Consider the following 397-nt stretch of genomic DNA (forward strand, 5'->3'; position numbering starts at 1 on the left):
TCTACTAACTTCTACTATTATGAGGGGACAAAGCTGGTAAGAGTTGAAACTGATGGTCTCGATACTACTATATATCTCTCGTATGGCGATAATGAAACAAACATAATTTGGAAGAACGGGGGACACAGCGAAGACATCGAACAAAACACTATTAGAGAACAAACGACTCGTAAATATGATGAGGCTGGAAGGCTAGTCTATGAAAAGTCAGTTTACCCCAGTCCCACATCAGAGATTGAGGAATCAATCAAAACCTATGAATACGATGATGAGGGGCGGATTTCAAAGATGACTTCTAAATACTCTGGTCCTGGATTTGACCTCCCTTCCTACTACGAAGAGCTATTCGAGTATTAACCCCCATCCCTTCTCCCCTCGAACCTGCACCCAAAAAGCC

The 397-nt window shown here is 42.6% G+C and carries 1 protein-coding gene; it reads left to right on the forward strand.

The window, feature by feature from the left end; translation table 11 throughout:
- The coding region (locus S1OALGB6SA_RS10355; protein ID WP_195910381.1) for a hypothetical protein at positions 1–357 on the forward strand (357 nt) is incomplete at its 5' end.
- Between the last annotated feature and the right edge of the window lie 40 nt (positions 358–397).

The organism is Olavius algarvensis spirochete endosymbiont (assembly GCA_900608495.1).
Taxonomy (GTDB): domain Bacteria; phylum Spirochaetota; class Spirochaetia; order DSM-2461; family DSM-2461; genus UBA2779.